Origin of the sequence: Paenibacillus sp. IHB B 3084 (assembly GCF_001447315.1) — a bacterium.
Classification (GTDB): Bacteria; Bacillota; Bacilli; order Paenibacillales; family Paenibacillaceae; genus Paenibacillus.
Map to the genome: position 1 here is coordinate 2,659,525 of NZ_CP013203.1, position 24,403 is coordinate 2,683,927.

Here is a 24,403-nt window from a genome sequence, read left to right on the forward strand (position 1 = left end):
GATATTCAATCCATTTTGGCGTTCAAACGGAGCGAGTCTCTGTAGCATAGGTTGGCGCAAGCCCGAATAGCCCTAATTTTTTAGTGAGTGTCGGTGCATGACAACGAAGGGGAGAGGATTAGCATGGGCTTGTTTGATGACGATTTTTATTCAACGAGGGTATCCACGCGTGCGGCCAAAAAAAGGCATTCAAGGCACGTCGTGGAGGACAGGGACGATGGCCGCACAGGAACCGGGACGTGAGTCCGGTGCAGGCCGCTGTCATTAGCGGTGCAGTTAGTGCGGTGGTTGCGGTGCTACTGTTCAGCTTTATTACAGGTCTGCCCTCCACGACAGCGGTAACCGGAGCAAGTCATTATCCCATGCGCCAAGCGGCGGGTGATCCGTATGACCGAATTGTGCAGGCGGCAGCCAAGGTGCGTCCGGCCGTCGTCAGCATCGTGAACCTGAAAGGGGAAGACGGTCATAGCACGGAGCCGTCGGCACTTGGATCGGGTGTTATTTTCCGGATAACTTCCGGCAAAGCCTTCATTATGACTAACAATCATGTGATTGAAGGCTCGGATGATCTGGAGATTGTAACTGTGGATGGTGTCAAAAAAGAGGCGAAGCTGATCGGCAAGGATCGCATTAGCGATATCGCAGTGCTGGCGGTAGACGATAAGGGCATTAGCACAATAGCAGATATCGGTGATTCCAGTAAGCTTCGTCTGGGCGAGACCGTGATTGCCATTGGTAATCCGCTTGGCTTGGGCGATACGCTCACCTCCGGCATTGTGAGCTATACGAATCGGATTATTCCCATTTCCATTAATCAGGATGGCGTATATGACTGGGAACAGCATGTCATCCAGACCGATGCAGCGATTAATGAAGGAAACAGCGGCGGTGCGCTGGTCGATTTGGACGGACGTGTGATAGGCATCAATACGATGAAAATTGCCGATACCGGTGTGGAAGGACTCGGCTTCGCCATTCCCGCCAATGAGGTCATGAAGACGGTGAATGAACTGGTTGAGGACGGCAAGATTACCCGTCCTTATCTGGGAGTATACACAGTTGACCTCAATAATGAGTATGCTCCGCTGGATGAAACACAGCGCAAGGAACTCAAGTTGCCTGACACCGTAAAGGACGGAGCGGTTGTTCTGGAGGCGCACGGCCCTGCCGAGGAGGCAGGCTTGAAGCTGAACGATGTTATTACCGCGTTCGATAGTGAACCGATTAACTCCACGCTTGATTTGCGCCGCTACTTGTACGATAACAAGAAGATTGGCGATGAGCTAAAAGTTACCTTTTACAGGGCAGGCAAGGAAGAATCCGTGACATTGAAGTTAACGGATAAGCCGGAAGGCTAAGGTTTAATTTATAGGCATAACTATAAAAAAAGGCGTTCTCCGGCTCATTTTCCGGGAACGCCTTTCAGTTTGTTGGTTGTGTTTTAGGTTAGGATGCCGTTCCCGTCACACGGGTTCCGCTCTTGGTGATTTTGTACGTCACCACATCCCCGCTCCAGAAATGAAATTTCAGCGTGACTTCGCCATCTTTGACACTGTTAAAAAATTCAGGCAGCAGCTTGATGCCATTCGTATCATACGCAGGGGCAAAGGTGTTGCCAAATTCCTTATACGGTGTCCAATCCTGCGGACCGGCATTGCCGCCATTGGTATAAACAGCTTCCATTGTGGCAAGCTGGCTGCCACGGAAGTCCGTTGGAATGGCAAAGGTTTGCGTAGTACCCTCGGTTGCGCTTAATTTTGGTGTATCATACACGACTACTTTAAAATTCCAGTCTGCCCCCTTATTAAACTTGGCGTTAATTACTGCATTCTCACCATATTTCCCGGAAGTGGTGAGACTGGTGAGCAAGCTGGCTTTTAAGGTTAATGTATCTCCGCTCAGTGTGTAGTCGGTGCCCTGTTTCAGTTGCTTGTTGTTGGCGCTTAGTGTGTTCAGTCGGTTGCCGTTCAGGTTTAAAGTGACTGTGGCATCCTGAACGGAAGTGCCTTTCTTCAAGTGAATGAGGTCACTGACTGCATTGGAGGAACGTCCTTTTAAGCTGGATTTCATGACATTAAAGAGTTCAGGATCGGACCACTTGTATGTTGTGCGGTTAAAATGCTGGCCATTATCCCAGAGGATGCCTGTTATTTTTTTCTCTTTCATATAATAAGTCAAAAACTCAAAGAATTTCAGCTTTTCGCCTTGTTCAATAACACCTGTATTTTTGTCGAAGCCGAGCAGGCCGTATTCACCGACGATGACAGGGATACCCTTGGCTACAAATGTGTTATAGGCGTTATCAAAGGTTTGAATAATATCGTTTTTGGTATCTTTCTCAAATGTAGTATATCCGGCAATATTCACACTAAAAGGCCAATAGCCATAATAGTGAACAGTCGCAATCAGGTTGGGATCGTTCAGCTTGGTTATCGTGTTGTACAGCTCGTTGATTTTGTTCTGGGCAGGTGAAGTATCCAAGCCGGGCAGAACAAGTGGACGGGTTGCATTATTACCGCCAGAGGCGCGGACGATTTTGTGGAAGGAAACATTCAGTTCTTGGAGCATCTGGTTCATTTTCGCTTCATCCGTCGTTCCTCCTTCGGAGAAACGGGGTTCGTTAATGCTCTCGAACGTCAGCTTGTTCGGCTGATCTTTAAAGCGATTGGCAATTTGTGCCCAAAGTGAGTTATAACGAGCCAGCACTTCATCATGCTTGGGCTCCATACTGCTTACCCATAACCACGAATCATGATGGACATTGAGCATGACGTACAGATTGGCATCCAGTGCCCAGCGGACGACTTCTTCTACACGGTTCATGTAGGCAGCGTCAACGGTATAATTCGGTGCAGCTCCGATGTGTTTATCCCAGGTGACGGGAATACGAATGCTTTTGTATCCTTGGGCAGCAATTTGCTTGATCAGTGCCTGAGTAATGCGTGGATTGCCCCAGGCAGTCTCATCTGCCCCGACAGCATCCAGAGAATTGCCCAGATTCCATCCGGGTTGCATGGCTTCGACATATGATTGCATATTGCTTACTGCGGTGGCTTGTGGTGCTTGTCCGTCAGATTCAGCAGCGGTGGCAACGGACGCGAACGTGGATAACAACAGAGTGATGGCAAGGGTCAGCGACAGCAATGAAACGGGTCTTCGTTTGAACATACAGGCAGGCCCCTTTACAAAGTTATTTTTGAAAGCGCTTTCGAATGAGATACTACCATACTATTCCATAATAGAATACCTATATAATTAGTGGGAAAATCATGTGTAAATTAGATATTTTATCATTGTAAACGTTATTATTGATAATAAGAGGGGATTCGCGTAGAATTTATTGCCCTACGAGGAAAGCAGATTAGCACGGTTTAGTCAGTACAGAAGGGAGAATGAACTGGATATGAACAAGTGGGATACCGAAGCCGTCGGCAGAGATGCTGGAGCGATATCCCGATTTCCACGAGGACCTGAACGTCAGCTATTTTCTCATTTTTAAAACCAAGCGTCAGGGATAGGAATCAAGCCCTTTTCTTTCCGCGTCAAGTGTGGTAGAACAAAAGAAGGCGTTTGTAACAGACACCAAACAACTGGAAGAGCTTCATACGGAAAGGGATGCAACTGGGATGTACGTGGTATGTAAAGAGCATGTGGAACTGGCAATTGATATGTTCGTCGATGAATACGAGGATGCACCGGATGTCGTCGATCTCAAGGAAACGAAATTTTCGGATTGGGACCCTCCAGTGAAGTGCAAGGAATGTGAGCAGAAAGCGGAATTTTTAGTCGTCTAAAAAACAAGCACGGGCGTTTCGGGTAGAAACGTCCTTTTTGTATACTAGGATTTTTGCAAAATCCTCATACATATAGCTATACTTATTCGCAACACGTGCTGAGACAGGAGTGAACGATGGATGGACCCTTTGCTGCATTCACTGTTTCGTCCGATTCAGGTCAATGGAAGTGATTCTTCCACAACCTATATCGAAAAAAGGCCGTCTGCTGCCCTGAGAGCTTATGTCGCTTGCTATTGGGAGTCCAGTCCGGTTACTGGAGAGGTTTTAGAGGGGAATCTGGGTGTTTCGTGTGGTAACGAAGCTACATTAAGCTTGTCAGGTGAAGAAGCGGTGGATCGGGTATTACCTGACGGCTGTACGGATATTCTATTAAAATACAACCCGGTGAGTAAGCGTCAGGATATCTCGTACTGCGGGACGTTTACACATCCGTTCGTGTCTGCCAGACAAGCAGGTACCGAGACACGCATTTTTGCTGTGCGATTTTTTCCGGGCGGGGCACATTATTTTCACGGTATGCCGACTCACTTGTTTACAGGCGGTAATTATCGCTTGGATGATATATGGCCCGAGAATATCGAGATCATAGGTGAGCGCATTTTGGAAGCTCGGGATTTCAATGAACGGGTGCGGATGATGGACGAGTATCTGAACCAGCTTTTGCTGCGCCAAGGGACGAACGATTGTGACCTGATGAAAAATCTGCTGCATCGTATTTTTGTAAGTAGTGGGAGTATGAGTGTTAAAGAGCTAGCAGAGCGCGAAGCGATCAGTGAAAGACAGATCAACCGCAAGTTCGGGCAATGGATCGGGATCAGTCCCAAAAAGTTCAGTGAAGTCGTCCGCTTCCAGAGCGTTCTGCAAAGTATTCAAAGCGGTGGCCCTCTGGATTGGACAGAGCTTGCGTTGGAGCACAGCTTTTTCGATCAGGCGCACCTGATTCGTGATTTTCGCAGGTTCTATGGAGATTCTCCGCTTACTGCCGCAAAGGATTTTCGCAGGTTGTCCGATTTCTACAATACACGTCCTGAGGCTTCCGTTATACTCAAAACATGAAGAAGAATGACAAAGGAGAGATGAGAACATGAGTGGAACGCTGCAAATTCGGGAACATCTGCTGAATGAGCTGGAGACTGGAGTACGAACAGGTGAAGCCCTGATCCGTAAAATACGTCCAGAGGATTGGAGCTTTCGCCCACAGGACAATTTCCGCTCACTTTTGGAGCTAGTGCATCATTTTGTACTCATTCCTGCTTCGGATCTTGCCATTATGCATCAGGAGAAGTCCGAGGAAGAAGTAGGGAATATTGAAAACAGCCTGTCCGAGGTAAACGATCCCGAACGTTTGGCTGTAAGTTTCAGGGAGAATTTTGAGGCATATAAGGCTTACATTCTTTCGCTCAGCGAAGACGATTATTTGAATCGTTCGACCAAAGCTTTTTATATGGAGCATGGACATGTGCAAGTCCAATGGCAGATCGAGACCGTGACACACGTGTTCCATCACCGTTCGCAAATATATAATTATTTGAAGCAGTTGGGGCATGAAGTGAGCTTTTTTATGTTGTACGCTTGAGTATTTTTGTGAAGATTTATGGAGGGCACCTGTGCGGTGCTCTTTTTTGGTTTTATTCAAGCTTTTCCGGGATGGAATGGCCTTACTCAAACGCGCGTGAAACTTCTTTACTAACTCGTCTGAGAATCCCGATTTGCTTTTTATGTTCAATTAATTTCTTTGTTGTAACTCAATTAAACCAACAATATTTTTTGTTATAGTAGTAAGAATTTCAAGCTCTGTTGTTTCTCTTGAATTTATTAGTAACATAAGTTCATTTATGATTTCTTTTCGCTTGGTAGTTTCATCGAATTGGAAAAGTTCAAAGGGTGGAACCTTTAACGCTAAAATTATTTTTTCCAACGTCTCCAATGAAATATTTCGATCTCCACGTTCTACTCCGCCAATATAACTGTAATGAAGTCCTGCTGCTTCTGCCAATTGTTCTTGTGTCCATCCTTTAGCTTTTCTTAGTTCTCGTATCCGATTTCCGACGCTTTCTGGTAAACTCATGTAATCACCTCCACTTAAGGTTAGAAGAGGATAGAATATCGTTACAGACCATCTTATAAAAAATAAAATCATTAAAAACTGTACTTTTAAGTACTTTTTATATTGACCTTCATTCTCGTTTTCTATACAATTGGTTGTAAATGGAAATGTAAGGGGGGACTTTTCTTGAGAACTTCTATCCTAAAATCACTCAAACCTGACATCATTGTTGAAATGTTAGAGATGGCTGTGGCTTTTGAAAATTGGAAAAAGGTGATGGAGACGGCGGATATTTTGTACCAATGTGTACAGCGTATCTATGAAGAACGGCAGTATCATAAAGCAATGAAATTACCCATTCCGGATGTCAAGTTAGAGCGCCCGCTGGTATATTATTTTGGACTCAGTCACCTGATGTGTGGAATGGCTCACCAGAACCAGGGTGCATATGAGCAGCAAGGGAGTGCATCTATAAGTATGCTGAGCTGGGGTGGATGGAGGATTTAGAGGAAGAAGACAATCAGGTTGTTGAGGAATTCAGGTTTTTAGCCAAGTATCTCATATTAATTTTCTATCTATTAATGATATGGACCAATTATGTATCTACTCTATGTCTAATCCAGATTTTCCCTAAAAATGAACATACAAAGAAAACTCCAGACATAATGCCCAGAGTTTTCTTTGTATGTTATATGTGATGATGTATATTAGAGGTCGGTAGACTCAGTAGCAATTACTCCATAAACATGCCCGTCTACTTTATAATCGCCACCTCTAAATTGTATCGCATAACTTCCAGAACGCATACCGCTGCTATATCCTGCATCAGTAGATTTCCAATTTTCTGTACCATAAGCGCCAATCGTCAATTCATCAATATACAGTTTTTTGGATTCGACGTGCGTTAAACTGACCTTGACTCGATGTCCAGAATTATTCTTTATACGAAGTTTGACATGGCCGTAGCCTTTAGGGACGTCAAAGTAACCCTGCACCGTAGCACCACCGGTTAACCCAATGTCAATAGCATCAATTGCTGTTTGAGGAGTTACTACGTGGTCCCCATCACCCACAGGTTGAGTTACAGGAGCTTCCGGTGTAGCTGGATTCACAGAACTACTTACGTCAAATTCAGCAAAGATCGCACTTGGGAAAGCAATAGCACCCAACAAACTAAAAGATAATGCTGACATAATTAAGGTACTCTTCTTTTTCACAAATTATTCCTCCTACACTATTTTATGATACTACCTTATTATACCAAATTATCCCACTATATTCAATATTTTATATCATTCTTCCAAAAATAATATACCAAGTGTGAACAAATCTTCAAATCTACCCAAATTATAATTCCATATTACATATATTTGTACCCCAATTAAATATAAAGACTCCTAATAGAAATTAATAAAAAAGAAGACGATATATTACCGCCTTCCTTCAAACTTTCATATATTAGTATAATCATAAATTACTTAATGCTGTGATAGGGGGATAAAATGAATATTTACGATAATCCAGAGAAATTTGCAAAAGACTTAAAGATATCTTTGGAACAGGCTGAAATGTGGTGTAAGAATCAGAAAAAGATACAGGAAGAGATTGAACAGGCACGTCTTTGTCCTAAATGTGGGAAACACACTCTTGAATATGAAATCGGTTCTTATGAAGAAGGGGAGAAACTAATTTATATGCAGTAGATATTTTGTCTGGAAATATAGAGCTTGTCGAGGAATACGTAGCCTTTTTGCAGGATAATCTAGAGGAAATATTACCGGGGTTGAATACCATATTACAGGCAGCGCTTATGTATCATTTGGATGTAGGAGATATTTTACATACGTTTTCAGAGCAGATTGATGAATTCGGGAGTTATGAAGACGCAGAGAACGTATCTTACTATTATAGCTATTGCTATCATTTGGCTTTGTACTATCGGAAATACGATAGATTACAGGATGCAGTGAGGCTTACTATACAGGCGATGCAACTAGCCAACCAGTCGAGTAATGATGGTCAATTTAAGAGATGTACGGCATTGTTTGAATCATTACGGCAGTCAGCGACAGTTGAACAAATCAGCGAATATCGAAAAATGCTAATGCAGTGTCTTGGTGAATACGAAACGGATAGGCATTTCATTGTGAAGAGCGTAAATGAATGATCCGCTATAATCTGAATAGGGAATAAGCTCGTAGTGGAGAGGAAATAGATAGGTAAGAGACGCTTCAGGTGCTAAAATAACTATGTTAAAGGTATCTTTTCATGTTAGGGATCGTAAATGCGATTTTACATTATCATTGGACATAGATAGGGGTATGGAATTTGTTTATTCAACTTATAGGCGTTGGCAAGTTAAAAGAGAAGTATTTGGTCATGGGGATTCAGGAATACGCTAAACGGCTTGGCCCGTACATCAAGTTCCAAATGATCGAAGTAGCGGACGAAAAGGCTCCCGACACGCTAAGCGAGGCGGAGGTTCGACAGGTCAAGGAGCGAGAGGGAGAGCGCATCCTTGCTCATGTGAAAAGTGAAGCACATGTCATTGTACTTGCCATCGACGGCAAACTCTGGAGCTCGGAAGAACTCGCTGAGGAATTGGACAGGCTCGGCACCTATGGTACAAGCCATGTTGTCTTCGTCATTGGCGGTAGTCATGGTCTCTCTGACGAAGTCCTCCGCCGCGCCCAGCAGAAGCTGAGCTTCGGAAGGATGACTTTGCCTCATCAACTGATGAGGCTGGTGCTGGTAGAGCAGATTTACCGAGCGGTGAAGATTAATCGGGGTGAACCGTACCATAAGTAGGGCGAAATTTTTTCCAAGGAAAGGATTGGGCGATCTCCCGCATTTCAACCCTGATCTCGATTTCGATGAAGGACCTGCTTCGGTAAGAGAGCTACGGACACAGCTTAGGCGGCAAATGGTGTACTTTTATGCACATCGGAATATGGGAATGACGTGCCGGTGTGTTAAAAATGACTTGGATTTGAATGCTGGGATTGTAGAAAGAGGAGCTATTTAATATTTTTCTTTAGTAACAGTAGACGTTCCAATCCCACTGCTCATTTTTTTGAATAGCAAGATGGCAAGAAGTAATGCAACGCTTACAGCAGCCAGACCTACCCAATTCAAATTCAGAACAGAGGTACGACTGATGACAAGGCCGCCTAATCCAGATCCTAGCGCAAAACCAAATTGGATGAAGGAAGTATTTACGCTCAGGGCAATGTCTGGATTTCGAGGTACCAGAGTGACCAAAAATAGCTGCTGAGCAGGGGAAATGCTCCAGGTTGCTAACATAAAGATCATTAAAACTAAGATTAATACAATGATATTGACACCAGCTAGAGTGAATAAAAGGAGCATTGCTCCCTGTAACAGGAGTCCAATACAAATTGTGAATTTTGATCCCTTTGTATCTGCCAATTGTCCACCCACTTTGGATCCGATGAAGCTGCAAATTCCCGCTAGGAATAAAACACCGCTAATTTCGGTTATGGAAAGAGAGGATGCGGCTTGCAAGAAAGGTGTAATATAAGTAAAGAGCGTAGAGTAACCACCAATATAAAATAAAGTAATAGCCAAGGCAGTTACAATTTTTGAATCTTTTAAAATAGAGAGCTGCATCCTGAGGGTAACAGCTTCTTCTTCTCTGATTGTAGGAACCTTTTTATAGATGATAAACAATGGAAGAACGCTTATTATACCGATCAAAATAAACAAAACTCTCCATCCAAACATCTCGCTAAAAAATGTGCCAGCTGGAACACCCAGAACTAACGAACTACTGAGCCCCATCAAAATAATACCGATGGCATTGCCCCTTCTTTCTTTTTCGACGAGTCGTGTCGCTACTGCCATGGCTACTACGGTTGCGATTCCTCCACTAGCCCCTTGAATAATTCGTACCCATAGTAATGCTTCGTAAGAAAGGTTTACAAACATAAGTCCGTTGGTGGCAATAAACACACTGAGGGCAGCCATCAGCAGCTTCTTACGATCCATATTTATGGTTACTGCAATTAGAACCGGAGCAATAATGGCCGCTGCCAGAGCAAATACGGTCACCAGTAAACCAGCCTCGGAAGTAGATACTCTCAAATCCACGGCGATCATTTCAATGACTCCTGTAATAATGTATTCAATGGTTCCGATTAGAAAAACAGCAAGTGCTAGGATATATATAATCAATTTATTTTTCAATTTAATCCGCTCCTCCTCAGTTTCATTCAAGCAAGAAACTTTTTAGACTTTTATCTATAAATACGGAATCTGGTTCATGCTGTCCAATGCCTGCGCAATGCCCCCACTTGGATTCAATCGGGAGGAAGAATGCATTTGGTATATGTCGTGCTTCAACTTTGCTATCCTGGGGAGGGAAGAAAAGGTCTGTACTTCCCGGCATAACCAGGGCCCGTGCTGTTATCCTGCTTAATGCAAGGTCAAAATCGCCGTTATACGTCGGATTAGCGCTAATGTCACCTGTAATTCCGGTACGTAACATGGTGATCAGGTCATTAGCGTCAAAGGTCAAAAATACTTGATCCCAGTAATCGACGAGATATTCCTCCAGTGTGTGGTAGCCCTCTTGCTGATAGAGCTGCTCTAGATAATAAGCCTGAGAGAACCCCCAAGCTGCGTAGACTCGACCCATGGCTGCCAATCCCGTTTTGGGTTTCTGCGTGTAAAAGCCATTTTTCCAAGCAGAATCAGCCTGAAGGGCAGCGATCATTCCTTCAAATACAACCTTTGCATGTGGCCGGGTCATGGCAGTCCCGCCGAATGGAGCGATTCGTTTTACCATATCGGGATAGCTTGCCCCCCACTGAAAGGTCTGCACAGCGCCTAGTGACCAACCTACAACGAGGGCGATTTCTGCAATACCAAACTTTTGATTCACCAGTTGATGCTGCAGTCGCACATTATCATAAATCGAAATCAGTGGAAAATTCGCTTGATGATAGGGCGATGGCGTATTGCTTGGCGAGGAGGAGAGTCCATTGCCCAACATATTAGGGACGATGATAAAATATTTTTCTGGATCCAGTGCCTTGCCAGGTCCGATTAACCATTCGTTATCAGTATGCAAGCCGGCAAACCAGGTGGGATATACAATCACATTATTTTTGGCTGCATTTAGCATGCCGTATGTTTTGTAGGCGAGAATGGCATTTGGCAGAGTGTCACCGGATTGCAGCAGAACATCTCCTAGTTCATAAATTTCATAATCTCTCATATAAAAAACTCCTTTTCATAGCTAAAAGTATGCACTGCCTTCCTTGTCATCACTCTACGATGCTGCTATTGTTAAGTCAAAGAAACGTTTATGAATAGAACGTTCATTTTTCTTGAATTAAGGAGCGGGAACTCGATGGAATTGCGCCAATTAAAAACCTTTTATACGCTTGCTTCCACACTCAACTTTACCCGAGCTGCAGAAGTGCAGAACTATGTCCCTTCAACGGTTACGATGCAAATGAAGGCCTTAGAGGAAGAATTGGGTGTCAAGTTGGTGGACAGATTGGGTAAAAATGTGACTTTGACCGATGCAGGGAGAACGTTCCTGCGCTATGCAGATAACATATTGAGTGTGGTTGAAGAAGCACAACATGCCGTCAAGCAATCCGGCGAATTGACGGGTACGGTAGTCATAAGTGCCGATGAAACGTTGTGTACGTACCGGCTGCCGGCTGTATTGCGCCAGTTTCGTTTGTGCTATCCAGGGATTCGGTTAATGTTTCGACCGCTGGCTAATTCGAACCTCAAACAGAGCTTGCGTGAAGGGGACGCTGACATTATTTTTATGCTGGATGAGGACAAGGGTGAGACAGGATTTTGCGGTGAAAAAATGCTGGATGAGCCCTTTTATCTATTGGTATCACCAGATCATCCTTTGGCTGCACATACTGCATTGGCCATTGAAGATTTTCATGGCGAGACCTTTTTGTTGACGGAGAAGGGATGTTCCTATCGCACTTTTTTTGATCGAAGTCTTTCACAGAAGGGCATGGGGGGAATTACCGAATTGGAGTTTAACAGTGCTGAGGCTATTAAACAATGTGCGAAAATAGGAATCGGCATTGCCATATTGCCTGAAATGGCCGTGATCGGAGAAGTGAATCGGGGAGAATTGGTTCCGTTGCCGTGGGATTTGACCGCCACATCGTTTGCAACCCAAATGTTTTGGCATGAAGCGAAGTGGATCTCGCCTGCAATTGAAGCCTTTTTGAGCTTGACCAGAGAAACATTTTTGAAAAATAACACCTAAAGAGATTTCGCGCACAGGTGTGCAATTAGAATGATACTTTATCGGACGTGGCGATCGTAAAGGGTACGCTGGACAGTTTATTCAAACCGACGCTAATGCGACTAGATCTGAATCGTTACTCATGATCCTACGCATGCTGAATGCCAGTCTTGATCATTCGCTAGATTTAGAATATAAGAATAGAGTCGCTTGAATTCGGCAGGTACTGGTCAAACGGTATCTGCTATTTTGTATGCGGCTAAGATGTCGACAGAGTGTTTCGTCGCACTGGATTTTTCGCTGATAGACCTGTTAATCTGAACCGTATCATAAGTGATAGGAATGCAAATTCGTTACCCACAATGAAATGCACTTAAATATATTCTACCTAGTTCGGTGCAAAGACTCATGGAGGTTTTGTATTTTATGTCTAAAAAGCATGAAGATAGGGAGAATATTGCATTGCACGTCTGGATAAGGTGCTGTCAGAAGCGTTGAAAGAATTGGTTACTGACAGTCTCGTTGAACGGACGGTATATTCAGAAATACCCGCCTAAAGTCTGTTATAAGATCACGGAATATGGAATGACACTGGGTTCGATATTTGAAGTGTTGCATGAATGGGAAAAAGAACGCAATAACCAGTCGAACTACCGGCAACGGCTAGTTTTGCTTCCAACGTTTTGAGCAGGCTAAAGCCCCGATGACGACGAACCCATCAAGCGATTTTTGGCGTGCGCATGCCCCATTCGCACAAGCAGGCAGCCCGCCCCTGGCGTAAACTGAATTATAATCAGTGAGCGAGGTGAACTTCCATGGCACAATCGAAAGAGATGCGTGCACGGGCTAAGAAGCTTCGAGGCCGTCCGGTCTACGTTACCCTGCACAGCGGAGAGACTTACGTCGGCTACATCACCGACGTTAATCGCGGCGGGTTAATACTTGCCGGTGCTGCTGGAGCTCCCCCACATGCTTCTTCCGGGATGAAAGACTCCCGATCTCTCAAACGCAGAGCCGGTTCGCATGCCCCGAGCGCCCGTCTCGGCAACCGGAGAAGCGGCGCGCGTAAACCGCCTGGCCGTTCGCGCTCCCGCAAGCCGGACGCCAAGGTGTCTGCATTCCTGCCGATGATGGGCTCACTGTTTGGCGGCCTGGGCGGGCTTGGCGGTATGCTCGGCGGCGGCCTGCGGCTGTTCGGCATGATCCAGAAATTTGTCCCGGTCGTGAAGATGGGCTACGGCATGATCAAGTCCATTCGCCCGTTTCTCGGCGCCGTTCAAGGCTTGATGCCCCCGGCCGGTCCGGCCACGCCGGATAACGAATAATCGTATACCTGCGGACTTTAAGCCCCTTTTGAGTGGTCAAAGGGGGCTAGCCTACCCCATCACTTTCTAACAAGGAATAAAAATGATCACGGTCTTCGTCATCACATTTGCCAAGTGTCCGTATCCTAACAAATTCGTGTTGGCCATACATGTCTATTTCCTCACCGTACCTATTGTAGAACGCGATCATATTGCTATCCTGATTCAATTCCATGTACCCGTAACATTTTGCTTCAGGCGCTTCACCGTAAAAGAGCGTAAATTTGATTTTGATCACTCTGTGCATGCAGGTCCTCCTTTTCTGTCTTTCATAATTTACTGCACCGGTTGTATACTGGTAAAAACTTACTTAAAGATACATATCATTGTAAAGAGAGGTACGACCCATAGAAAAAATAATAAAATTGCTGGATAAGCAAACAAAGGAAACCTGGCTATGGTCAACAGGAGGGTTCAAATATGTGGTTTGGGAAGAAAGAAACGCAACTGGATCGAATAAAAAACAAACTGAGTCAAGCCATGCACAAAGACACGGCTTTCTCGGTGTTTGGAGCATCCTCACATCAATACAGGGTTAATGAGAAGCTTACAGCAAAAGGGCTGGCGGACTGGCAAGCCCACAATCAGGTCACACTTCCTGAGCCTTACGCGCAGTTTTTAACGAAAGTCGGCAACGGAGGCGCCGGACCCTATTATGGAATCTATTCGATCGAAAAGGCAGCTTCCTATACCGAGCGCCAGGCACTCCTTGCAAAATCCGTTCTGCATCCCGGGATGATCAAAGAGGAATGGAACCATCTGATTGAGCCCCTGACCAAGGATGAGGACATCCCCGATGAGGAATACGACGAAGCCTGTAATAAGGTGCTGGGCGGCATGTTGTGCATAGGCACCCAAGGCTGCGAATACGAAATATATCTCGTACTTGAAGGGAAACACAGGGGGAGAATTGTGTACACCTCCGATTTTCATCCCGATCATCCCTTTTTCTTTGTCTATGAAGACAGCTTTCTGGACTGGTACGAGCGCTGGCTGGATGAAATTATTCTGGATTATGATATCGGGTGGTTTGGCAGTCGACTGCCAGGTGATGAGAATGCGCTGATCCAGATTTATCAGAGCGCTCCAAACGAAGAAACCCAAGCAAAAGCGCTTGATGGAATGTTCAAGTTTAAGAAAGTTTCTCAGCCAACCCTTGGTTTTTTGAAAAATATTGCGGAGCAAAGCCCAAAAAACCGGACCACAGCCATTTGGCTAATCTGCAAAACTTCTTTTGACGCGGGTAGAAAATATCTTCTGGAGCTGTTGCAATCGGATGAGCATGAGGGTTTTCTGCAAGCTTTACAGATTTTGCATGCCTCCAGTAAAACTGTGAATTTAACGGAATTTATTCCAGTGATCTTGCAAAGGCTTGACAGGATTCACGACCCGGAAACGTTGCGTTATGCAGGGTATATCTTGGAAGATAACGGTGCGATTACTCTCCAGAACTTTGCGCCTTTCTTGTGTCACGCCGACCCGAAAATGCAAACCACTGCCATCTATGCCGCGCGCAGTTGCGAAAACAAGCTGGGAAGCTGGCAGATCATTGAACAGATGTTGATGGGGGGCGGCCCACAGGTGCTGAATAACTCGATTTTATACTGGGGCATTATTCCACATGAGAAGTTGCTGCCTTACTATAAGGCGGTATGGCCGGAATATAAAAGCAATCCGAATTTCAGAGAAAAATTTATCGGTTGTTTGCGAGAACTGCATTTGCCAGATGATTATTTCGACAAAAACGAATCGTGAGGAAGGTGTACATGAACCAGCCCAAGGTTGTCTCCTCCATTCATACATAGATTTTGTTTTCCATAAGCACGAACCGAATAAGAATGTGGACTAAATGCAAATGCTTCGATAGAATATCATTCTATATTGTTGTATTCAGGATTTTATTAATACAGATTGGAGAGGAAATCATGGGAAATACGGATAAGTTTGAAATGATAGCTAATATATATGACACTTCTGAAAGAATTCAAATTGCAAAGGCATCATCTGATGCCATTCGTGAATATGTAGTTGACGTTAATAGTAAGAATGCTGTTGATTTCGGGTGCGGAACGGGTCTTGTCGGAATGAACTTGTTAAACGATTTTAATTCTATGCTTTTTCTGGATACTTCACAAAACATGATTAATCAAATAAAGCAAAAAATTTTCGATTTTAATATTCAGAATGCAGATACATTATGCTTTGATTTTGAAAAGGAAGGTCTATCGGATTTGCATACTGACTATATTTTTATGGCTCAGGTTCTACTCCATATTCATGATGTTGAATTCGTTTTATCAAGATTATTTGATGTTCTAAATGAAGGAGGACATTTATTAATCGTAGATTTTAATAAAAATGAAAAAGTAGTTTCAGATATAGTTCATAACGGATTTAGTCAAGAAGAGCTGACTGACATTATGACTAAAATAGGATACAGAGATATCCAGTCCAAAACTTTTTTTAACGGAAGTAAAATATTCATGGGACATGATGCATCTATGTTTATTCTTGATTCTAAAAAATAAACTTTTAGGCAGAAATGATCCCGTTAGTAGATTTGAGACTATTGAGTAGCGATATAAAAAAGTGCCACCCGTAAAGGATGTCCTTTAAACTTGTTATTACAGGCGGTGAACCGTAACATGGGTAGCGGCAAGTTTTTTGGAAATAATGAGATAAAAGGAGAGATGGAAATGTCCTATATCGTTGATTTTAATAATGTGTCTACGGTTGGTTTAGAGTCTTCACCTGTAGTAGAAGCGCTTGCTGGTTTGCGTGCTAATGAAGCCCGTTACTTTATGAACAAATACAAGCATGAATTTACGGTTGTGTCAGCTAGTGAAAGTCAGGAGACCCTTGATTATGTGAACCGAATTTTGAAAGAGCGTGATATTGAGTTTGCGGCCAAACCTTTAGAAACGTCACGTTTTCAAGTGGAAAATATTAAATTTGCCTGTGTCTTTTATGAGGATGGTCTTGAGGTCATCATGTATACGGTTGATGACCCTAAGAAGCGGGCCGTTGGTTTTAAGCTTTCTGAGGGGATGGAGGTACCAAAGGAGCTAGAAGGGAAGTTTAAGTTTGCTAGGCAGAAGTCAAAACTAGCTGGAACAATTCGGGGATCGTTTTTTGTAATTAAAGGAGAATACTAAATTAGGCAGAAGCGCAATTAGAGAATTCCATCCACTTGTTCTATTTGCAAAAAAGATGCGAGATCAAAGAATGGGCCATCCCGCAAAAGGATGGTCCTAAATCTTGCCGTTACAGACAGCACGGAGAACCGTATCATAAGTGATGGCAATTTTTTTACAAAGTTTGGCAATATTTTGTCTCGCCCGCACCATACCGTTGTACACAAAAAGGCCCCATAAGGGGTCTCAGATTGTCGAGAAACCCCATCTTTTTGAGACGTGGGTTTCTTTTTCTTTACATCATAAGGGTCTGGTATCTGGAAAAACGGGGGGTTACCCCTGTTTTTCCAGGCGATCCAGGCGGATCGCCATCTTCTTCATGTTCTGCACAGCTGCCGTCATGAGGGCTTGTTCCCTGACGTTCAGAAGTCCGCACAAACGGCAATAGCGAAACCCATGAGCTCTTTGGCATCCGCGAAGCTTCGCTCAATCGTCTTTTTTCGTTTGCGGTACAGCTGGTTTCCCGGATGGACTCAGCCGGTTGCTCCGTACCCACTCTTTGCTGTCTTCCCAGACATGCCGAGTCACCACTTTGCGCTGGTTTCGAGACTGGGTGCACTGGCCCAGTAGTGGGCATTGCTGGCACTGAGCTGGATCAGACGCATACTGTCGGTATCCCTTACGATCCGTCGTTCGGTAGGGCAGCTCCTGTTTGGCTGGGCATATATACACATTGCGTTTGGCATCGTATTCAAACTTCCATTTCGGAAACAGGCCTTGTCTGAGATGGAATCTTCGGTGAGCAATCACGGCAAAAATCTTTCGGTTTTGCAAACCTCGGCAAATCGGCGTCGTTAAATAACCGGAATTTAGTGCAACAGCTTCTACTTGAAAACCAAAACGCGCTCTCTGGCGGTCCAAACGGGACAAATAGGGGACGGAATCATGTACATTCCCCGGTGTCACATGCACATCCGTAATCACATTGTACTTCATATCCACCGTACGGTGGTCCAGATAAAAAAAGCCTTCGGGCTTGCCATCACGGATCATATAGCCGCTGTCCGGGTCTGTTTTGCTCACTTTAATTTCTTTTTCTTCGTTCACTTCCTCTCGAGATTTTAACGCTTTTTTCCGTGGTTTCTCCGGTCCTCTTTTACTGCTGCATTAAGCTCATCCATATAGTCTTTGGTATTCTGCAATACTTGCTCTTTGGTGTACTGGTGTTTATTGGCATTGGCTTTGACGTGTGTAGAATCGGTGATGAGAACACGCCCGCCCACCATTCGGTGAGAGATCGCCTGCAGCACCATTTCATCGAAGATATCTTGAAAGATTGTGGTGTCTTTGAAGCGTGTGCGGCGGTTCCAGCTTATCGTCGTATGGTCTGGAACTTTATCGGTTAAGCCCAGCCCCAGAAACCAGCGATAAGCCAGGTTCGTTTGAATTTCTCGCTTGAGTTGCCGTTCTGAGCGAATGCCATAGAAATAACCGAGAAAAATCATTTTAAACAACACGGTAGGATCAATGGCAGGGCGCCCATTGTCTGCACAATATAGCGGGCTTACCTTCTCATGAATAAAGGAGAAGTCTATATATTTATCCACTTTGCGAAGCAAATGATCTTGGGGTACCAGTTCTTCCAGAGAAACTAATTCAAAGGATTGTTGTTTGTCTCGATGAGATCGCAGCATACGAGCACCGTCCGTTCTATACGAAGTTACCTATATTATACAACATTAACGCGGTGTCGTCTTAAATAAAATCAACATAAAATAGGCTGTAGAGACTTTCTCGACAGCCTGAGGCCCCATAGGGGGCCTTAGTCTTGTTTATACACATTACCACTTTTTGGAACCGAACGCGCCTTCTTCGTAGTATCAGAAGTTTTCTAAAACAATTTTTCCAATGGACCGTCCAGTTTCCAACTTCTCATGTGCTAAACGTAGGTTTGCTGCATTAATGGGTTCTAGTCGTTCGTTTAGCGTAGTTTTTAATTTTCCATCATCAATTAAGTCCGCCAGGTCATTCAGTAATTCGTGTTGTTTAATCATGTCTTTGGTATGAAACAAGGACCGTGTAAACATGAACTCCCATACAAACGTTACACTTTTAGAAAACAGCAAGTCCATTTTCAGGCTTCCTGCCCAGGTAGCCTTATCTGCAGGAACGATACAGCAAATTATACCTTGAGGGGTAATGACCTCCGCCATATTCGCTAGATGTTGTACAGTATCATTCAAGCAAAAGATATAATCTACGGTGTCTAGACCAACTTCCTTGAGCTGAGGTTGAAAAGGGTTGTTGTGGTTTATTATAAAATCCGCACCTAGACTTTTAACCCATTGAGTTGACTCTGGACGCGAAGCAGTACCGATGACAGTCAAACCTGCTAATTTGGCAAGTTGAATAGCAATCGACCCTACTCCTCCTGCTGCACCGATAATAAGTATACTTTTGTTTTCATTTGCGTTTAGGCTAATTCCTAAACGATCAAATAGGCCCTCCCATGCAGTTATCGAGGTAAGCGGTAATGCGGCTGCGGCTGCGAAATCCAAACTTCTCGGCATATTTCCTACAATTCGTTCATCAACCAAGTGAAATTCACTATTACTGCCTGGTCGAGATACACTGCCCGCATAATAGATCTTGTCCCCAGGTTTAAACAATTGACAGTCAGGGCCAACTTGTTCTACGATTCCAGCAGCATCCCAACCAAGAATTTTCGGTGATTCGGCTTCGTAGTTATGGTTTTCGCGAACGCCTACGTCTGCAGGGTTGACAGAGATTGCTTTTACATTTACAAGCAAATCACGGCCCGTAGGTTCCGGTTTATCCAAATGCAGATCAATAAGGCTTTCCGGATTGGATATTGGGAGGTATCGGTAAGCACCGACTGCTTTCATCTTTTGGTGAGTATTCATGGGTATCCATCCTCTCAAATAGGAAATGTTGTACAGTTGTATTGTAAACCAATTCGATTACTTTAAGTAAGTACGCATATTTTTATGATATAGTATTAAAAATCAAACCTTTAGGGAGATGAGCTGATGGGAGACCGAAGAAACAAATATGGAGCGAGTCCGGATATGCAAGCATGTCCGGTTGAAACAACGCTGGATGTTATTGGTGGAAAGTGGAAGGGGATCATTCTCTATCAGCTCCTGGACGGAACGAAAAGATTCAATGAATTTAGGCGCCTCAATCCGGGAATTACGCAGTTTATGCTCACATTACAGTTAAGAGAGCTTGAACGGGATGGCATCATTCACCGAGAAATATATAAAGAGATTCCGCCAAAAGTGGAATACTCCCTTACTGATTTCGGAAGGACTTTGGAACCGGTCATTATGTCTATGAAAGCATGGGGGAGTCTTATAAAATGCGGCTTGATGAAAATCGAACGATACAAGGGGAGGAAAGTTAAAGGCAAGTTGGGTAACAAGCTAGGGGTGGGTATAAGGCCACAGTTACAGGAAGTAAATAGAATATACCAGGCCTGTTGATTAACTAAAAATAGGATAAAAAGAGCCGCCTTGAGCAGTGGAAAGGCTATCGCTCCGGCGTGGATCAAGCGTCGTTAAGTGGTTTGCCGACGGTTCATTACTCTACCTTCTCCGGGAAAGCCGCCGAGGTTCCTTTTGCTGTGTTCAAAACATGGTTTCACCAACTTCTTCAAAGCCGAGGACGAGCCGAACGGCGAACTTTACAGATTCCTCAGGAACTGCTGCTCATCGACTCGACCACCGTAACGGTAGGAAAGACTCGTCTGCCCTAGGCTCCTTATCATGGCGAACGAGCCGGCGTAAAGCTTCATGTCGCTTGGGATGCGACCTCTTTACAGCCTCGGCGCGTCGAAGAAACCACTGCCGTATGTCATGACGGCCCCCTGGGTGAAGTCCTCGCCGATCCGTCCTACACGCTGGTTCAAGATCGAGCCTATGGTAAAATCGAGCGTTTCGATCGATACCTGGAGCAAAAGCAAGGGTTTGTGATTCGCTTAAAAGAGAATGTGCACCTCGTTACTCCTCGGTCGTTACGACAGTGGAATCCAGAAAACGCTCCCGTGAAACGGGATATCACTTGTCGGTTAGACACGCCTGCGAACCGTTCTCAAAAACGGCATCATGTGGTGGTTTTTGAGGATGGGCACGGTCATGACATCCGCGTGGTGATGAATCTCATGCACATCACAGCTGAAGAAATAGCCTTGATGTATAAAGCTCGTTGGCAGATTGAACTGTTTTTTCGCTGGATCAAGCAACATTTGAATATTCCAACACGGTTTGGAACCACCGAAAATGCGGTGTATGGACAGTTGTTCTCAGCGCTTATCGTATACGTACTGTTAAAAACGATGTATGATCGCTTAAGCCTTCGTGTTCCCAAGCATGAAGCACTGGAGTTTGTTCGTTTTGCGCGCCTGCTCTTGCTAAATAAGCTTGCTGCTCATTGGAGATACCTTCTATATACCTTGAATATGAAGGATATCTTTCATCCTTAAATTCACAATAATTGGTTAATCAACAGGCCTGATATTATATTAATGAATAAAAATTAGAACCTAAGTGTCGTTTAGATACTTAGGTTTTTTTATGAGAAGGTAGGTAATAATATGCAGTCAGCAAAACGAGTAAACATCGTATCAGTAAAACTAGTAAAAGAAGCAAGTATGTTATACAAAGGTCGTCGCATTCGTAGCCCACAAGATAGCTATGAAATCTTCAAAGAGTTTCTAGGTGAAGTGGATCGTGAGTACTTTGTTATCATGTGCCTTGATACAAAGAATCAGCCAACTAATATCAATGTGGCACATATCGGAAGTCTAAATGCTAGCATAGTTCATCCGCGCGAGATCATGACCGTACCATTAGTGATGGTAAAGGAAATTCGTTACCCACAATGAAAAGCACTTAAATATGTTCTACCTAGTTCGGTGCAAAGACTCATGGAGGTTTTGTATTTTATGTCTAAAAAGCATGAAGATAGGGAGAATATTGCATTGCACGTCTGGATAAGGTGCTGTCAGAAGCGTTGAAAGAATTGGTTACTGACAGTCTCGTTGAACGGACGGTATATCCAGAAATACCGCTTAAAGTCTGTTATAAGATCACGGAATATGGAATGACACTGAGTTCGATATTTTGAAGTGTTGCATGAATGTGAAAAAGAACAAAACAACCAGTCGAACTAACGGCACGGTTAGTTTTGCTTCCAACGTTTGGAGCAGACTAATGCCCCGGTGACGGCGAGCCCATTAAGCGATTTTGGGCGTGCGCATGCCCCATTCGCACAAGCAGGCAGCCCGCCCCTGCCGTAAACTGAATTATAATCAGTGAGCGAGGTGAACTTCCATGGCTCAATCGAATGAGATGCGCGCACGGGCTAAGAAGCTTCAGGGCCGTCCGGTCTACGTTACCCTGCACAGCGGAGAGACTTACGTCGGCTACATCACCGACGTTAATCGCGGCGGGTTAATACTTGCCGGTGCTGCTGGAGCTCCCCCACATGCTTCTTCCGGGATGAAAGACTCCCGATCTCTCAAACGCAGAGCTGGTGCGTATGCCCCGGGCGTACGTCTCGGCAACCGGAGAAGCGGCGCGCGTAAACCGTCTGGCCGTTTGCGCTCCCGCAAGCCGGACGCCAAGGTGTCTGCATACCTGCCGATGATGGGCTCACTGTTTGGCGGCCTGGGCGGGCTTGGCGGCGCCACTGCGGGCGCAGGAGGGCTTGGTGGTATGCTCGGCGGCGGCCTGCGGCTGTTCGGCATGGTCCAGAAATTTGTCCCGGTCGTGAGGATGGGCTACGGCATGATCAAGTCCATTCGCCCGTTCTTCGGCGCCGTTAAAGGCTTGATGACCCCGGCCGGTCCGGCCGCGCCGGATAACGAATAATCGTATACCTGCGGACTTTACGCCCTCTTTGAGTGGTCAAAGGGGGCTAGCCCACAAACCATTACGACTACCACTGTTTAATCCAAATCGGATTTAACTCGGAATAGCCCATTTCTTTTAGTAAATCCCAGGCATTATCCAGAACTTGAGGCTTCCCCTGGATCCAAAGCTCTTGTCGTTTTGTCATCAAGTAAGAGATGATTTCAGCGATATGCTTGGGTTTACCCAGATGGATGACAGTTTCCATTTCATTATTTTGTGCTGAAATGTCATAAAAAGACCAAAAAGTACGAGGCTCCTCTTCAGGAGGATTTGCCTGAAAGATGAGCGTGATTTTGATGTTTTTATTCTCTTTGGGAGATAGGTTTAAGATGAAGCGAGACCCGCCTGAGTACCAATAAACGAAGGCATAACCGTCGACCGTAATATTTCTTAATTGGCTTTTCATTATTCTCCCCCTCACTATATGTTGGTTAAAAATGATCTGCGTTTGATGAGTTTAGTTAAATAATTATGTCGTTGAGATACATATCATTGTAAAGAGAGGTACGACCCATAGAAAAAATAATAAAATTGCTGGATAAGCAAACAAAGGAAACCTGGCTATGGTCAACAGGAGGGTTCAAATATGTGGTTTGGGAAGAAAGAAACGCAACTGGATCGAATAAAAAACAAACTGAGTCAAGCCATGCGCAAAGACGCGGATTTCTCGGTGTTTGGAGCATCCTCACATCAATATAGGGTTAAAGAGAAGCTTACAGCAAAAGAGCTGGCGGACTGGCAAACCCACAATCAGGTCACACTTCCTGAGCCTTACGCGCTGTTTTTAACGAAAATCGGCAACGGAGGCGCCGGCCCCTATTATGGAATTTATTCAATTGGAAAGGCAACTTCCTACACTGAGCGCCAGGCACTCCTTGCAAAATCCGTTCTGCATCCCGGGATGACCAAAGAGGAATGGAACCATCTAATTGAGCCCCTGACCAAGGACGAGGACATTCCCGATGAGGAATACGACGACACCTGTAATAAGGTGTTGGGCGGCATGTTGTGCATAGGCACACAAGGTTGTGAATACGACATGTATCTCGTACTTGAAGGGAAATACAGGGGGAGAATTGTGTACACCTCCGATTTTCATCCCGATCATCCTTTTTTCTTTGTCTATGAAGACAGCTTTCTGGACTGGTACGAGCGCTGGTTGGATGAAATTATTCTGGATTATGATATCGGGTGGTTTGGCAGTCGACTGCCAGGTGATGAGAATGCGCTGATCCAGATTTATCAGAGCGCTCCAAACGAAGAAACCCAAGCAAAAGCGCTTGATGGAATGTTCAAGTTTAAGAAAGTTTCTCAGCCAACCCTTGGTTTTTTGAAAAATATTGCGGAGCAAAGCCCAAAAAACCGGACCACAGCCATTTGGCTAATCTGCAAAACTTCTTTTGACGTGGGTAGAAAATATCTTCTGGAGCTGTTGCAATCGGATGAGCATGAGGGTTTTCTGCAAGCTTTACAGATTCTGCATGCCTCCAGTAAAACTGCAGATTTAACGGAATTTATTCCAGTGATCTTGCAAAGGCTTGACAGGATTCACGACCCGGAAACGTTGCGTTATGCAGGGTATATCTTGGAAGATTACGGTGCGATTACTCTCCAAAACTTTGCGCCTTTCTTGTGTCACGCCGACCCGAAAATGCAAACCACTGCCATCTATGCCGCGCGCAATCGTTGCCATTTATTATAATCTTATACGTATTTATTGTATTGTTACCTGAAGTTTTAATTGTTATATTTAGAAATTACATTCTAAATAAGTTTAGACGTCATAACGATGAGTAACGCATGAAACGATTCGGAAATGCCTTCCAGCTAAGTATTTCTTTGCTCAGTTGTTCATCCACAGATAATGCGTCATGT

26 protein-coding genes and 6 pseudogenes are annotated in these 24,403 nt (G+C 44.5%); 23 read left to right on the forward strand and 9 right to left on the reverse strand.

Going from position 1 to position 24,403, the window contains the following annotated elements; genetic code table 11:
• Window positions 1-123 precede the first annotated feature (123 nt).
• Window positions 124-1,358: pseudogene (locus ASL14_RS12410) on the forward strand (S1C family serine protease).
• 88 nt (window positions 1,359-1,446) lie between these two features.
• Here the strand turns inward: ASL14_RS12410 and ASL14_RS12415 are convergent.
• Window positions 1,447-3,168: a cellulase family glycosylhydrolase gene (locus ASL14_RS12415; protein WP_134911795.1), complete on the reverse strand. Its 1,722-nt coding sequence runs from the start codon at window positions 3,166-3,168 to the stop codon at window positions 1,447-1,449.
• Between the two features lie 251 nt (window positions 3,169-3,419).
• Between ASL14_RS12415 and ASL14_RS29290 the strand changes: the two are divergent.
• The 4 genes and pseudogenes from ASL14_RS29290 to ASL14_RS12435 form a co-directional block, all read left to right on the forward strand.
• A pseudogene (locus ASL14_RS29290) lies at window positions 3,420-3,518 on the forward strand (SAM-dependent methyltransferase); the annotation flags it as partial.
• A gap of 108 nt (window positions 3,519-3,626) precedes the next feature.
• Window positions 3,627-3,794 carry a CxxH/CxxC protein gene (locus tag ASL14_RS12425; RefSeq protein ID WP_081750721.1) on the forward strand — a complete coding sequence of 56 codons (168 nt, stop codon included), beginning with the start codon at window positions 3,627-3,629 and terminating at the stop codon, window positions 3,792-3,794.
• A gap of 120 nt (window positions 3,795-3,914) precedes the next feature.
• The gene (locus ASL14_RS12430; RefSeq protein WP_134911796.1) at window positions 3,915-4,853 is read left to right on the forward strand and encodes a helix-turn-helix domain-containing protein; all 939 of its coding nucleotides are present in this window, start codon (window positions 3,915-3,917) and stop codon (window positions 4,851-4,853) included.
• 28 nt (window positions 4,854-4,881) lie between these two features.
• Window positions 4,882-5,373, forward strand: a complete 492-nt coding sequence (locus tag ASL14_RS12435; protein WP_134911797.1) for a DinB family protein — start codon at window positions 4,882-4,884, stop codon at window positions 5,371-5,373.
• 150 nt (window positions 5,374-5,523) lie between these two features.
• Here ASL14_RS12435 and ASL14_RS12440 read toward each other — a convergent pair whose 3' ends face one another.
• A complete protein-coding gene (locus tag ASL14_RS12440; protein ID WP_134911798.1) occupies window positions 5,524-5,865 on the reverse strand; it encodes a helix-turn-helix domain-containing protein in 342 nt (113 codons plus the stop codon).
• A 165-nt stretch (window positions 5,866-6,030) separates the two neighbouring features.
• Here ASL14_RS12440 and ASL14_RS12445 point away from each other — a divergent pair.
• Window positions 6,031-6,398 (forward strand): annotated as a pseudogene (locus ASL14_RS12445) (DNA-binding protein); the annotation flags it as partial.
• Between the two features lie 153 nt (window positions 6,399-6,551).
• Here the strand turns inward: ASL14_RS12445 and ASL14_RS12450 are convergent.
• Entirely contained in the window at window positions 6,552-7,061 is a 510-nt protein-coding gene (locus ASL14_RS12450; RefSeq protein ID WP_223264297.1) for a hypothetical protein, read from the reverse strand.
• A gap of 285 nt (window positions 7,062-7,346) precedes the next feature.
• On the opposite strand from ASL14_RS12450, the gene ASL14_RS12455 reads away from it, so the two are divergent.
• The 3 genes from ASL14_RS12455 (at window position 7,347) to rlmH (ending at window position 8,652) form a co-directional block, all read left to right on the forward strand.
• Window positions 7,347-7,547 (forward strand): hypothetical protein, encoded by a 201-nt coding sequence (locus ASL14_RS12455; protein ID WP_134911799.1) that lies wholly within the window; start codon window positions 7,347-7,349, stop codon window positions 7,545-7,547.
• Window positions 7,548-7,552: 5 nt separating this feature from the next.
• Window positions 7,553-8,011, forward strand: a complete 459-nt coding sequence (locus ASL14_RS12460; protein WP_223264298.1) for a hypothetical protein — start codon at window positions 7,553-7,555, stop codon at window positions 8,009-8,011.
• 161 nt (window positions 8,012-8,172) lie between these two features.
• Window positions 8,173-8,652, forward strand: a complete 480-nt coding sequence (rlmH, locus tag ASL14_RS12465; protein ID WP_134911800.1) for a 23S rRNA (pseudouridine(1915)-N(3))-methyltransferase RlmH — start codon at window positions 8,173-8,175, stop codon at window positions 8,650-8,652.
• 213 nt (window positions 8,653-8,865) lie between these two features.
• On the opposite strand, the gene ASL14_RS12475 is transcribed toward rlmH, so the two are convergent.
• Together ASL14_RS12475 and ASL14_RS12480 are read right to left on the reverse strand one after the other, a co-directional pair.
• Window positions 8,866-10,050, reverse strand: coding sequence for an MFS transporter (locus tag ASL14_RS12475; protein ID WP_134911801.1), 1,185 nt, complete (start codon window positions 10,048-10,050; stop codon window positions 8,866-8,868).
• Window positions 10,051-10,072: 22 nt separating this feature from the next.
• The gene (locus ASL14_RS12480) at window positions 10,073-11,083 is read right to left on the reverse strand and encodes an alpha/beta fold hydrolase (protein ID WP_134911802.1); all 1,011 of its coding nucleotides are present in this window, start codon (window positions 11,081-11,083) and stop codon (window positions 10,073-10,075) included.
• A 135-nt stretch (window positions 11,084-11,218) separates the two neighbouring features.
• On the opposite strand from ASL14_RS12480, the gene ASL14_RS12485 reads away from it, so the two are divergent.
• The 4 genes from ASL14_RS12485 to ASL14_RS12500 all read left to right on the forward strand — a co-directional run bounded on the left by ASL14_RS12485 (window position 11,219) and on the right by ASL14_RS12500 (window position 13,419).
• Window positions 11,219-12,115 (forward strand): LysR family transcriptional regulator, encoded by an 897-nt coding sequence (locus ASL14_RS12485; RefSeq protein ID WP_134911803.1) that lies wholly within the window; start codon window positions 11,219-11,221, stop codon window positions 12,113-12,115.
• A gap of 449 nt (window positions 12,116-12,564) precedes the next feature.
• Window positions 12,565-12,651, forward strand: a complete 87-nt coding sequence (locus ASL14_RS29550; RefSeq protein WP_420873700.1) for a winged helix-turn-helix transcriptional regulator — start codon at window positions 12,565-12,567, stop codon at window positions 12,649-12,651.
• Window positions 12,617-12,781 carry a winged helix-turn-helix transcriptional regulator gene (locus ASL14_RS29555; RefSeq protein WP_189338256.1) on the forward strand — a complete coding sequence of 55 codons (165 nt, stop codon included), beginning with the start codon at window positions 12,617-12,619 and terminating at the stop codon, window positions 12,779-12,781. The genes ASL14_RS29550 and ASL14_RS29555 overlap by 35 nt, the downstream gene beginning before the upstream one ends.
• Before the next feature lie 128 nt (window positions 12,782-12,909).
• Window positions 12,910-13,419 (forward strand): hypothetical protein, encoded by a 510-nt coding sequence (locus tag ASL14_RS12500; protein ID WP_134911804.1) that lies wholly within the window; start codon window positions 12,910-12,912, stop codon window positions 13,417-13,419.
• Window positions 13,420-13,465: 46 nt separating this feature from the next.
• On the opposite strand, the gene ASL14_RS12505 is transcribed toward ASL14_RS12500, so the two are convergent.
• Window positions 13,466-13,705: a hypothetical protein gene (locus tag ASL14_RS12505; protein WP_134911805.1), complete on the reverse strand. Its 240-nt coding sequence runs from the start codon at window positions 13,703-13,705 to the stop codon at window positions 13,466-13,468.
• 173 nt (window positions 13,706-13,878) lie between these two features.
• Here ASL14_RS12505 and ASL14_RS12510 point away from each other — a divergent pair, with 173 nt between their 5' ends.
• From ASL14_RS12510 to ASL14_RS12520, 3 genes are all read left to right on the forward strand, one after another.
• Window positions 13,879-15,213 (forward strand): SMI1/KNR4 family protein, encoded by a 1,335-nt coding sequence (locus ASL14_RS12510; RefSeq protein WP_134911806.1) that lies wholly within the window; start codon window positions 13,879-13,881, stop codon window positions 15,211-15,213.
• A 170-nt stretch (window positions 15,214-15,383) separates the two neighbouring features.
• Window positions 15,384-15,986, forward strand: a complete 603-nt coding sequence (locus ASL14_RS12515; protein WP_134911807.1) for a class I SAM-dependent methyltransferase — start codon at window positions 15,384-15,386, stop codon at window positions 15,984-15,986.
• Between the two features lie 168 nt (window positions 15,987-16,154).
• Window positions 16,155-16,613, forward strand: a complete 459-nt coding sequence (locus ASL14_RS12520) for a phage tail protein (RefSeq protein ID WP_134914531.1) — start codon at window positions 16,155-16,157, stop codon at window positions 16,611-16,613.
• Window positions 16,614-16,925: 312 nt separating this feature from the next.
• Here ASL14_RS12520 and ASL14_RS12525 read toward each other — a convergent pair.
• Window positions 16,926-18,286 (reverse strand): annotated as a pseudogene (locus ASL14_RS12525) (IS1182 family transposase).
• Window positions 18,287-18,472: 186 nt separating this feature from the next.
• Window positions 18,473-19,516, reverse strand: coding sequence for a zinc-binding alcohol dehydrogenase family protein (locus tag ASL14_RS12530; RefSeq protein ID WP_134911808.1), 1,044 nt, complete (start codon window positions 19,514-19,516; stop codon window positions 18,473-18,475).
• Window positions 19,517-19,642: 126 nt separating this feature from the next.
• On the opposite strand from ASL14_RS12530, the gene ASL14_RS12535 reads away from it, so the two are divergent.
• The 6 genes and pseudogenes from ASL14_RS12535 to ASL14_RS12560 all read left to right on the forward strand — a co-directional run bounded on the left by ASL14_RS12535 (window position 19,643) and on the right by ASL14_RS12560 (window position 22,486).
• On the forward strand, window positions 19,643-20,098 hold the full coding sequence (locus ASL14_RS12535) for a winged helix-turn-helix transcriptional regulator (protein ID WP_442953253.1): 456 nt from the start codon (window positions 19,643-19,645) through the stop codon (window positions 20,096-20,098).
• Window positions 20,099-20,157: 59 nt separating this feature from the next.
• The gene (locus ASL14_RS12540) at window positions 20,158-20,370 is read left to right on the forward strand and encodes a hypothetical protein (protein ID WP_134911809.1); all 213 of its coding nucleotides are present in this window, start codon (window positions 20,158-20,160) and stop codon (window positions 20,368-20,370) included.
• Between the two features lie 18 nt (window positions 20,371-20,388).
• A pseudogene (locus tag ASL14_RS12545) lies at window positions 20,389-21,096 on the forward strand (IS4 family transposase); the annotation flags it as partial.
• 111 nt (window positions 21,097-21,207) lie between these two features.
• Window positions 21,208-21,498, forward strand: a complete 291-nt coding sequence (locus ASL14_RS12550) for a JAB domain-containing protein (protein WP_134911811.1) — start codon at window positions 21,208-21,210, stop codon at window positions 21,496-21,498.
• A gap of 113 nt (window positions 21,499-21,611) precedes the next feature.
• The gene (locus ASL14_RS12555; protein ID WP_442953254.1) at window positions 21,612-21,740 is read left to right on the forward strand and encodes a winged helix-turn-helix transcriptional regulator; all 129 of its coding nucleotides are present in this window, start codon (window positions 21,612-21,614) and stop codon (window positions 21,738-21,740) included.
• A 206-nt stretch (window positions 21,741-21,946) separates the two neighbouring features.
• Window positions 21,947-22,486 (forward strand): hypothetical protein, encoded by a 540-nt coding sequence (locus ASL14_RS12560; RefSeq protein WP_134911812.1) that lies wholly within the window; start codon window positions 21,947-21,949, stop codon window positions 22,484-22,486.
• Between the two features lie 67 nt (window positions 22,487-22,553).
• Here ASL14_RS12560 and ASL14_RS12565 read toward each other — a convergent pair whose 3' ends face one another.
• Window positions 22,554-22,934, reverse strand: coding sequence for a hypothetical protein (locus ASL14_RS12565; protein ID WP_134911813.1), 381 nt, complete (start codon window positions 22,932-22,934; stop codon window positions 22,554-22,556).
• A gap of 180 nt (window positions 22,935-23,114) precedes the next feature.
• Here ASL14_RS12565 and ASL14_RS12570 point away from each other — a divergent pair.
• Window positions 23,115-24,212: pseudogene (locus ASL14_RS12570) on the forward strand (SMI1/KNR4 family protein); the annotation flags it as partial.
• Window positions 24,213-24,403: the final 191 nt, after the last annotated feature.

Excerpts from the sequence above, each read along its gene's own strand:
- ASL14_RS12520 (WP_134914531.1), top strand. The coding sequence starts at position 16,155 with ATGTCCTATATCGTTGATTTTAATAATGTGTCTACGGTTGGTTTAGAG.
- ASL14_RS12500 (WP_134911804.1), top strand. The coding sequence starts at position 12,910 with ATGGCACAATCGAAAGAGATGCGTGCACGGGCTAAGAAGCTTCGAGGC.
- ASL14_RS12455 (WP_134911799.1), top strand. The coding sequence starts at position 7,347 with ATGAATATTTACGATAATCCAGAGAAATTTGCAAAAGACTTAAAGATA.
- ASL14_RS12530 (WP_134911808.1), bottom strand. The coding sequence starts at position 19,516 with ATGAATACTCACCAAAAGATGAAAGCAGTCGGTGCTTACCGATACCTC.
- ASL14_RS12415 (WP_134911795.1), bottom strand. The coding sequence starts at position 3,168 with ATGTTCAAACGAAGACCCGTTTCATTGCTGTCGCTGACCCTTGCCATC.
- ASL14_RS12440 (WP_134911798.1), bottom strand. The coding sequence starts at position 5,865 with ATGAGTTTACCAGAAAGCGTCGGAAATCGGATACGAGAACTAAGAAAA.
- ASL14_RS12480 (WP_134911802.1), bottom strand. The coding sequence starts at position 11,083 with ATGAGAGATTATGAAATTTATGAACTAGGAGATGTTCTGCTGCAATCC.
- ASL14_RS12565 (WP_134911813.1), bottom strand. The coding sequence starts at position 22,934 with ATGAAAAGCCAATTAAGAAATATTACGGTCGACGGTTATGCCTTCGTT.
- ASL14_RS12550 (WP_134911811.1), top strand. The coding sequence starts at position 21,208 with ATGCAGTCAGCAAAACGAGTAAACATCGTATCAGTAAAACTAGTAAAA.
- ASL14_RS12505 (WP_134911805.1), bottom strand. The coding sequence starts at position 13,705 with ATGCACAGAGTGATCAAAATCAAATTTACGCTCTTTTACGGTGAAGCG.
- ASL14_RS12435 (WP_134911797.1), top strand. The coding sequence starts at position 4,882 with ATGAGTGGAACGCTGCAAATTCGGGAACATCTGCTGAATGAGCTGGAG.
- ASL14_RS12425 (WP_081750721.1), top strand. The coding sequence starts at position 3,627 with ATGTACGTGGTATGTAAAGAGCATGTGGAACTGGCAATTGATATGTTC.
- ASL14_RS12535 (WP_442953253.1), top strand. The coding sequence starts at position 19,643 with ATGGGAGACCGAAGAAACAAATATGGAGCGAGTCCGGATATGCAAGCA.
- ASL14_RS12510 (WP_134911806.1), top strand. The coding sequence starts at position 13,879 with ATGTGGTTTGGGAAGAAAGAAACGCAACTGGATCGAATAAAAAACAAA.
- ASL14_RS12430 (WP_134911796.1), top strand. The coding sequence starts at position 3,915 with ATGGACCCTTTGCTGCATTCACTGTTTCGTCCGATTCAGGTCAATGGA.
- ASL14_RS12560 (WP_134911812.1), top strand. The coding sequence starts at position 21,947 with ATGGCTCAATCGAATGAGATGCGCGCACGGGCTAAGAAGCTTCAGGGC.
- ASL14_RS12485 (WP_134911803.1), top strand. The coding sequence starts at position 11,219 with ATGGAATTGCGCCAATTAAAAACCTTTTATACGCTTGCTTCCACACTC.
- ASL14_RS12515 (WP_134911807.1), top strand. The coding sequence starts at position 15,384 with ATGGGAAATACGGATAAGTTTGAAATGATAGCTAATATATATGACACT.